The following is an 8359-nucleotide window of genomic DNA, read 5'->3' as shown; positions in this document are numbered from 1 at the left end:
CCGTCCGCGTCGCCGTCCGCGTCGCCGTCCGCGTCGCCGTCCGCGTCGCCGTCCGCGTCGCCGTCCGCGTCGCCGTCCGCGTCGCCGTCCGCGTCGCCGTCCGCGTCGCCGTCGCCGGCGGCTGCGCCGCTGGTCGACTTCGCCCGCCGCGTCGCCACCGAACACCACAACCGGCACGGGCGCCCCATCACCCGTGACGCGCTGCGCGCCCGGCTCGGGGTGTCCAACCAGCTCGCCTCCGACCTGCTCCGCCAGCTCCGCACCGAATCCGCGCCCGTCGCCTAACCCCTGGAGAGACACGCCATGACCACGCCCAACGCGCCCCGCACAGACAACACGTCTCGCCCGGTCGTGCCCGGTGACCTGTTCACCCGGCACCAGGTGATCAGCGGCCTGCGCGCCCTGGCCGACTTCCTGGAAGCCAACCCGGCCGTCCCGGTCCCCGAGTACGGCGACACCTTCGACGTCTTCCCCCGCGACTGCGACGACGCCTGCTCGGTGGCCCTGGTCAATGACGTCGCCGAGCTGCTGGGTGTGGCTGTGGATGACGACCGGCCGTTCGGGGGCCACTACACCGCTTCCAAGAGCTTCGGTCGGATCGCCTACCGCATCGTCCACATCCCCGACCGCAACCGGCGCGAGTACGAAGCGCGCATGAGCTACCGCGACAACGTCCGCGTCGACGAGGAAAGCGCCGCCCGATGACCGCCGACATCTCGACCACATGGCGGCTGCGGTGCCGGGCCTGCAACGTCACGAGCGGTGGCCTCACCTGGGTGACGCTGCTCGCGCTGCGGAGCGGCCCCGCGTGCCCGGCCTGCGGCTCCGATCAGGTGACCGCGCAGGATGCCGCGACCGGATCGGCCATCGCCTTTCCCCGTCCGCTCGCCTCGCTCGGCGAGTGGTGGCAGTGCTGCGACTGCGGCGGGACCGGCCTGGACACCTACGGCGACACCTGCCCGCACTGCCAGGGCCTCGGCAACTGCCAGTGATCTAAAGCGCCCCCGGCGTGGCCGCACAAGCCGCCAAGCACACACGTGCCACGTCGGGGGCTATCCCCATCCCGCTTCACATCGGTTAGGAGACCCGTTCATCGTGCCTCACGCGGTCATCACACCGCAGGACGCCCGGCTGATGGCGAAGGTTATCGACCGGCCGGATTTCGAGCGCTGGGCCGCTCGTGCCCGCGCCACCGGCGGTTGCTCACAGCCGGTGTTCCTCACCGGGACCGTGGACCACGTCCACACCGGTACCGGGGAACTGCTGCACCGCTACACCACCGATCACGAGCCGGACGGCGCGCTTCCGGTGGCCTGCAAGACCCGGCGGGCCTCCCGCTGCCCGGCCTGCGCCGAGATCTACCGGGCCGACACCTATCAGCTCATCCGCGCGGGCCTGGCAGGCGGGAAAGGCGTCCCTGAGAGCGTCTCTAGCCACCCGGCCGCCTTCATCACCCTCACCGCGCCCTCCTTCGGTCCCGTCCACGGGCGGCGGGTACGCAACGGCGGGCGGGTCGAACGCTGCCACCCTCGGCGAGACGCCCGACCGTGCCCGCATGGCGTCGTAGCCTCCTGCGGCGTCCGGCACAGCGAGGATGACCCTCGGCTCGGTGAGCCGCTGTGCCCCGACTGCTACGACTACACCGGATCGGTGCTGTTCAACGCCATGGCCCCGGAACTGTGGCGGCGCTTCACCCTCGCGCTGCGCCGCTACCTGGCCAAAGCCGCAGGGCTGACACAGAAAGAGTTCCGCGAAACTCTCGCCGTCTCCTTCGCCAAGGTCGCCGAATACCAACGACGCGGCGTCGTCCACTTCCACGCTGTCATCCGCTTCGACGGACCCAACGGACCGACCACCGCCCCGCCCGGCTGGGCAACCATCCGGCTCCTGGAGGACGCTGTCCGGCACGCTGCGGGCGCGGTGTCGGTCACCACTCCGGCGGCTCCTGGCATGCCCGCGCGAACGCTGGCCTGGGGTGCCCAGGTCGACATCCGACCCATCACCTCCTCGGGCGCGCTCACCCAACAGGCCGTCGCGGGCTACATCGCCAAGTACGCCACAAAGGCGGCTGAGTGCGTGGGCACGCTGGACCGGCGGCTTCGTCCCACTGACGACCTGGCCGCGCTGCCGGTCACGCCGCACGCACGGCGGCTCATCGGGGAGTGCCTGCGCTTGGGTGCCCTGGAGGAGTTCGCGGACCTGCGGCTGATCCAGTGGGCTCACATGCTCGGGTTCCGCGGCCACTTCTCCACCAAGTCCCGCCGCTACTCCACCACCCTCGGCGCACTCCGCCAGGCGCGCATCGACTACGTCCGCGAGCAATTCCCCGGCTGGCTGCCACCCGACGACCAGGACCCTGACCTCATCCTCGCCATCGGCGAATGGCGCTTCCACAGTCAGGGCCTCACGCGCGGCGAGGCACTCGTCACCGCCGCACTCACCGGAAGTCCCCTCCCACCCCCCGATCCGTCCGCCCTGCCCTCACGGAGTGCCGCGTGACCAAGCTCCTGCTAACCGTCCCGGAAGCCGCCAAAGCGCTCGCCATCTCGCGCAGCAAGCTCTACGAGCTGCTCGCCTCCGGCGCCATCCGCTCTATCCGCATCGACGGCTCGCGTCGCATCCCCCTCGACGCCCTGACCAGCTACATCAACACCCTGATGGAAGAGGCTGCTGCCTGATGACCAAGACTGCCCCGGCCACGCCTGACGAGCCCCGCAAGCCCACCAACACGCGCAAGTCCACCAAGAGCAAGCCCAAGCTCCGTGACGGGGTCATGAAGCGCGGCAAGACCTGGTACTACGTCGTCCGCGTCACCGACCCTGACACCGGCATCTCTAAACCCAAGTGGGTCGGCGGCTTCCCGGACGAGGACGCTGCGAAAGAGGCCAGGGACGAAGCACGCGTGAGGGCCCGACGCGGAGAGTACATCGACCGCAACGCCATCACCGTGGCCGACTACCTCGATCAGTGGATCGAGTCCCACGCCGTCGAGATCCGGCCGCGCACACTGGCCAGCTACCGCACCATGATCCGGCTCTACATCAAGCCGCACATCGGCGGTCTGCGCCTCCAGGCCGTGCGCCCGGCCCGGATCACGAAGCTTTACCGCGACCTCCTCACGAAAGGTGGTGAGGACGGGAAGCCACTCGGCATCTCCACCGTGACGCGAACGCATGCGATCCTCCGCAAGGCGTTCGGTGACGCCGTCCTCGTGGACGAACTCATCCCGAGCAACCCTGTTGAGCGGGCCAAGCGGCCAAAGGTCGCGCTCAACGAGCCCGGCGCGGTCTGGACGGCGGCGCAGCTCCGCACGTTCCTCGCAGCCATCCGCCGACACCGGCTGTTCGCCTTCTACCACTTGGCCGCCTACACCGGCGCCCGGCGCGGGGAGCTGCTCAACCTGCGGTGGTCTGCCCTCGACCTGGGCGCGAAGCAGATCACGATCAGCGGGTCAACAGGCGTCGTCGCGGGCGAGCGTATCGAGGGGGCGACCAAGAGCGGCCGGTCCCGCGTCGTGAGCATCGATGACGAGACCGTGACCGTGCTCCGGGAGCATCGCAAGGGCCAGGCGGCTGACAAGCTCCTCGTCGGCGACAAGTGGCGAGGCAGCGGAGACGACTACCTGTTCGCAACCGCGTGGGGCGAGCCGATCCATCCTGACTCGGTGGGCTGGCTGATGACCAAGACCATCCGGGCCTACAACAAGCCGCAGGACGGGCCGCGTCCGGCTGAGCTGCTCCCCCATGCCCGCGTTCACGATCTCCGGCACATCCATGCGACGACGCTGCTCCTGGCGGGCGTCCCCGTCCATGTGGTCGCCGCCCGGCTCGGGCACGCTGACCCGGCGATCACGCTGCGGGTCTACGCGCACGTGATCCGGTCTGCCGAGGTGGCTGCGGCAGACGTGTTCGCGCGGGTCATGAACGAAGCGGCGTAGCGGCCGCTGTTAGCAAGCCTGTTAGCAAAAGCCCCCTTGCGAAGATCGCAAGGGGGCTTTGAGCTGGAGCCGCCTGTCGGAATCGAACCGACGACCTATTCATTACGAGTGAATCGCTCTGCCGACTGAGCTAAGGCGGCGCGCCGTGCGCGAACACGGCTGGATGCAGTCTACCGGGTCCGCGGGGGTGGATGCGCACTGGTTAATCCGCGGCACGGCTCGGTCAGTGGCAGAGCGTTCCGTTCTTCGGCGGCTCCGTGGTGACCAGGTAGGTGTCGGTGGCCTTGGTGATGCAGGCGTTGCCCTGCAGGTAGGCGGTGTGGCCGTCGCCGTCCAAGGAGAGGAGGACGCCGGAGTCGAGCTGCTTGGCGAGGCTCTGCGCCCACTTGTACGGGGTGGCGGGGTCGCGGAGGGTGCCGATGACGACGATGGGCGGGGCGCCCTTGGCGTGCACGGCCTGGGGCTGCTGCTTCGGCTGGACGGGCCAGTAGATGCAGGGGAGCCCGCCCCAGACGACGAAGGGGCCGAAGTGGGGGGCGGCCTTCTTGGCCTGGTCGGCGGCCTGGCCGTAGGCGGCGAGGTTCGGCGGGTTGGGCTTGTCGACGCAGTTGACGGCCATGTTGGCGTCCGTCTGGTTGCTGTAGCTGCCGTTCGGCTTGCGCTCGACCATCTGGTCGGCGAGGGCCAGGAGGAGCGTCCCGTCGCCCTTCTGCATGGCCTGGCTGAGGGCCTGGCGCAGGAGGGGCCAGTAGTCCTTGAGGTAGAGGGCGGTGGCGATGCCCATTACGGCGAGGGACTCGGTGACCTTCCGCGAGTCGCGCGTGTTGGCCAGCGGGGTCTTGTCGGTCTTGGCCATGAAGGCGGTGAGGTTCTTCTCGGCCTCGCTCGTGGACGTCCCCAGGGGGCAGCCGGCCGACTTCACGCAGTCCTCGGCGAACGCGCGGAAGGCCGTCTCGAACCCCTTGGACTGCTCCACCAGGGTGCCGATCGCGGACTCCTTGGGGTCCACGGCGCCGTCCAGTACGAGGGCACGGATGTTCTTCGGGAACTCCTCCGCGTAGATGGCGCCGAGGTAGGTGCCGTAGGACGCGCCGTAGTAGGTGAACTTGGAGTCGCCTACGGCGGCGCGGAGGATGTCCATGTCGTGAGCGGCGTCCTTCGTGCCCACGTAGGGGAGTTCGGCGGACGCCTTGCTCTTGCAGTTGTTCGCGAACTGCTTGCTCAGGCCCGCGAAGGCGTCGACCTCCTGCTTGTCGTCCGGCGAGGAGTCGGCGGCGAAGAAGCCGTCGAGCTGCGGCCCGGTGTTGCAGCGGACGGGGTCGCTGGCGCCCACGCCGCGCGGGTCGAAGCCGACGATGTCGAAGCGCTTGCGCAGGTCGGCCCCGAAGCTCGAGGCGGCCTGGCGGACGAAGTCGACACCGGAACCGCCCGGACCGCCCGGGTTGGTGAACAGCGAGCCGATCCGAGCGGACTTGTCCTGGGCGGGGAGCCGGATCATAGAGATCCCGACCTTCCCGCCGGACGGCTTCGCGTAGTCCAGCGGGACCTGCGCGGTGGCACACTGGAACCCGCCGCCGCAGCTCTTCCAGTCCAGCTTCTGGCCGTAGAAGGCGCCGAGCCCGGACGGGGCGGTGCCCGGCGACGTCGCGGCCGTCGCCTCGCGGCCCCCGCCGCCGTCGCCGCCGCTGCACCCGGTCGCCGCCGCCAGCGTCGCCGCCATGGCCACGCCGATGTACCTCGCTGCCCGCACCTGGACCCCGTCTCGTCGTAGCGGCACGTACCCCGGCGCCTACGCTACGTCGGACTGCTGGTCGAGGGCCACTTCCCTCGGTGATCGTGTTCGATGCCGTCGAGCAGCCATTTGAGCCCTAGGTCGAAATCCTCCTGGTTGTAGATCCCCGTGTCGAGGGCCGACCTCAGATGCGGGAACTCCCCGCTCTCCAGGAGTTTGGCGATGTAGGTCTGCTCCAGCGCGCTCTGCCGCGCCTCGCCCAGGCCCGTCGCCCCCATTTCGCGAAGTCGCTGTTCGCGCAGGACGAAACCGAGCATGTAGTGGTCGACGGTCGTGACGATGGCCAGCATCTCCTCGGGATCGTCGGTGAGCCTCGCCGCGGCGGCCATCGACTGCTCCGCGTGCCGCAGCCCGTTCGGCCCGATCCGCGGCGACCGGCCGGCCAGCTCGAACATCCAGGGATGCCGGAGGCCGGCGGCGCGCTCCTTCCGGGTGATCGCGATCATCGCCTCGCGCCAGTCGTCCGGCAGCCCGTCCTCGACCAGGACCTCCACGGCGACCACGTCGTACATCAGGTCGAGGAGGTCCTCCTTCGCCTCGATGTGCGTGTAGAGGCTCATGGCGCGCACGCCGAGCTCGCTCGCGACGCGGCGGATGGAGACCGCCTCCAGCCCCTCGGCGTCGGCGATCTCGACGGCCTTGTCGACGATCGCCTCGCGCGTCAGCTTCGGACGCCGGCCGCCGCGCGGACGTGCCCAGATGTCGTTGGGACGGGCCCGTTCGCGACGCTCGGCCCGCTCGCCGCGTTCATCGCTCGCGGCCCGCTCGCCGCGCTCGGCTTTTTCGGGGCGCTCGCGGCGCCCGGCCTGCTCCACGCGTTCCGTCCGCTCTGTGCGGTCGCGGCGCTCGGGCCGCTCGTGCTCGTCTCGCTCCGGCCGTTCATGGTCACGCTCGGGCGGCTCACTGCTCTCTGCCACGCCAGCGATCCTAACCGATACGGCGTATCGATACGGTGTACAGATTGGGCGAGACGGTGTACGGTGTGACCGATACGGCGTACGGAAACGGAGGGTTGATCTTGACGGCCACTCAGCAGGCGCCCCCGCCCGAGGCGAAGACGGGCATCGATCCACATCTGCGCAACCTGGCGATCGTCGTCGTCCTCGGCGTGATCATGACGGTGCTCGACAGCACGATCGTCAACGTCGCGATCACCGCGCTCGGCAGGGACTTCGACACCTCGCTGTCGACCATCCAGTGGGTCGTGACGGGCTACACCCTGGCGCTGTCCATGGCGATCCCGATGACCGGCTGGTCGGTGCGGCGCTTCGGCGCCCGGACCATGTGGCTGGTCTCGCTCGGCCTGTTCATCGGCGGCTCACTGCTGTGCGGGCTGGCCTGGTCGGTGCCGTCGCTCATCGTGTTCCGGGTCCTGCAGGGACTGGGCGGCGGCATGCTGATGCCCGTCGGCCAGACGATGCTCGTCCGGGAGGCCGGGCCGAGCCGGATGGGACGGGTGATGAGCATCGTCTCCGTGCCCGCGATGCTCGCCCCGGTGCTCGGCCCGCTGCTCGGCGGCGCGATCGTCGACCACCTGAGCTGGCGCTGGATGTTCTACGTCAACGTCCCCTTCTGCGCCGCGGCGCTGCTGGCGGCCGTCCGGATGCTGCCGCGCGACACCGAACGCGACGCGGACGCGCGGCTCGACGTGGTCGGCATCCTGCTCCTGTCACCCGGGCTCGCCGCCCTCGTGTACGGGCTGTCCGAGGCCGGGAACGGCAGCAGCCTCACCGGTGCCCGCTTCCTCACCAGCGTCATCGCCGGCGCCGCCCTGGTGATCGCGTTCGCCCTGCACGCGCTCCGCAAGCGCGAGGGAGCGCTCATCGAACTCCGCCTCCTGCGCACCCGCGCCTTCACCACCGCCACCGGCGGGTTCTTCCTCTACAGCGCGTCCGTGTTCGGGCTGATGATCCTCATCCCGCTGTTCGCCCGGATCGTCCGCGGGGAGTCCGCGCTGGACTCGGGATGGCTGCTCGCCCCGATGGGCGTCGGCGCGATGATCACGATGTCGGTGGCCGGACGGCTGGTCGACCGGTTCGGCGGCCGCTGGATCGCCGTGGGCGGCGCGGCGATCGTCCTGGCCGGCACGCTCGGCCTGACCGCGCTCGATCCCGCGACGGGGCGGGCCGTCATCATGGGCGCGATGTTCGTCGTGGGGCTCGGGCACGGCATGATCGCCCCGTCCCTGATGGCGGCGAGCTACCAGGGACTCCCCCGCGAGGCGGTCGCCGCGGCGACCACGGGCGCGAACATCCTCATCCGGGTCGGCAGCTCGTTCGGCACCGCGGTGATGGCCGTCGTCCTGCAGATCGCCATCCGCCACGAGATCCCCGGCGCCGGCGGCAACCTCGGCGAGGCCGCGTCCCAGCACACCGCCCGCACACCGGAACTGCTCACCAACGCCTTCACCGAGACCTTCTGGTGGACGGCGGCGATCCTCGTGGCCGCGCTCCTGCCCATCCTGGCCGTCCCTGGAAAGGCGAAGGCCGTCCCCGGGACGGCGAAGGCAGCCGAATCATGACGCCCTCAGCCGCGCCGCGCGCCCGGTTCCGAGCAGCGGCATGCGAACCACGCCGGCGCTGAACGACGCCGACCGCGCCGGCGCCGGCGCGTGGTCTCACGTCAGCCGG

General features: G+C 70.2%; 8 protein-coding genes, 1 tRNA gene and 1 pseudogene. 7 read left to right on the top strand and 3 right to left on the bottom strand.

The features are described 5' to 3' along the window. The 6 genes and pseudogenes from amrb99_RS26080 to amrb99_RS26055 all read left to right on the top strand — a co-directional run. Nucleotides 1-285, top strand: a pseudogene (locus tag amrb99_RS26080) (hypothetical protein); the annotation flags it as partial. 18 nt (nucleotides 286-303) lie between these two features. Continuing rightward, nucleotides 304-705: a hypothetical protein gene (locus amrb99_RS26075; RefSeq protein ID WP_190860664.1), complete on the top strand. Its 402-nt coding sequence runs from the start codon at nucleotides 304-306 to the stop codon at nucleotides 703-705. Next, nucleotides 702-992, top strand: a complete 291-nt coding sequence (locus amrb99_RS26070; protein ID WP_190860662.1) for a hypothetical protein — start codon at nucleotides 702-704, stop codon at nucleotides 990-992. Before amrb99_RS26075 ends, amrb99_RS26070 begins: the two co-directional genes overlap by 4 nt. A gap of 103 nt (nucleotides 993-1095) precedes the next feature. Next, nucleotides 1096-2499, top strand: a complete 1404-nt coding sequence (locus amrb99_RS26065) for a replication initiator (protein ID WP_347256864.1) — start codon at nucleotides 1096-1098, stop codon at nucleotides 2497-2499. Further along, on the top strand, nucleotides 2496-2678 hold the full coding sequence (locus amrb99_RS51440; RefSeq protein ID WP_190860660.1) for an excisionase family DNA-binding protein: 183 nt from the start codon (nucleotides 2496-2498) through the stop codon (nucleotides 2676-2678). The genes amrb99_RS26065 and amrb99_RS51440 overlap by 4 nt, the downstream gene beginning before the upstream one ends. Continuing rightward, nucleotides 2678-3937 carry a site-specific integrase gene (locus tag amrb99_RS26055; protein WP_241755932.1) on the top strand — a complete coding sequence of 420 codons (1260 nt, stop codon included), beginning with the start codon at nucleotides 2678-2680 and terminating at the stop codon, nucleotides 3935-3937. Before amrb99_RS51440 ends, amrb99_RS26055 begins: the two co-directional genes overlap by 1 nt. A 64-nt stretch (nucleotides 3938-4001) precedes the next feature. Here amrb99_RS26055 and amrb99_RS26050 read toward each other — a convergent pair. The 3 genes from amrb99_RS26050 to amrb99_RS26040 form a co-directional block, all read right to left on the bottom strand. Continuing rightward, nucleotides 4002-4077: transfer RNA gene (locus amrb99_RS26050), tRNA-Thr, on the bottom strand. An 83-nt stretch (nucleotides 4078-4160) separates the two neighbouring features. Then, complete coding sequence (locus amrb99_RS26045) at nucleotides 4161-5687, bottom strand: alpha/beta hydrolase (protein ID WP_347256863.1); 1527 nt, start codon at nucleotides 5685-5687, stop codon at nucleotides 4161-4163. Between the two features lie 44 nt (nucleotides 5688-5731). After that, nucleotides 5732-6646: a TetR/AcrR family transcriptional regulator C-terminal domain-containing protein gene (locus tag amrb99_RS26040; RefSeq protein WP_347256862.1), complete on the bottom strand. Its 915-nt coding sequence runs from the start codon at nucleotides 6644-6646 to the stop codon at nucleotides 5732-5734. A 101-nt stretch (nucleotides 6647-6747) separates the two neighbouring features. On the opposite strand from amrb99_RS26040, the gene amrb99_RS26035 reads away from it, so the two are divergent. Continuing rightward, complete coding sequence (locus amrb99_RS26035) at nucleotides 6748-8250, top strand: MDR family MFS transporter (RefSeq protein WP_190860658.1); 1503 nt, start codon at nucleotides 6748-6750, stop codon at nucleotides 8248-8250. Nucleotides 8251-8359: the final 109 nt, after the last annotated feature.

Source organism: Actinomadura sp. RB99, from assembly GCF_014706005.1.
GTDB lineage: Bacteria > Actinomycetota > Actinomycetes > Streptosporangiales > Streptosporangiaceae > Spirillospora.
The sequence above is the reverse complement of the archived record's forward strand: the minus strand, read 5'-3'. Positions and strand labels throughout refer to the sequence as shown.

Coding starts and splice junctions, on each gene's coding strand:
- amrb99_RS26070 (WP_190860662.1), top strand. CDS start 702: ATGACCGCCGACATCTCGACCACATGGCGGCTGCGGTGCCGGGCCTGC.
- amrb99_RS26055 (WP_241755932.1), top strand. CDS start 2,678: ATGACCAAGACTGCCCCGGCCACGCCTGACGAGCCCCGCAAGCCCACC.
- amrb99_RS26075 (WP_190860664.1), top strand. CDS start 304: ATGACCACGCCCAACGCGCCCCGCACAGACAACACGTCTCGCCCGGTC.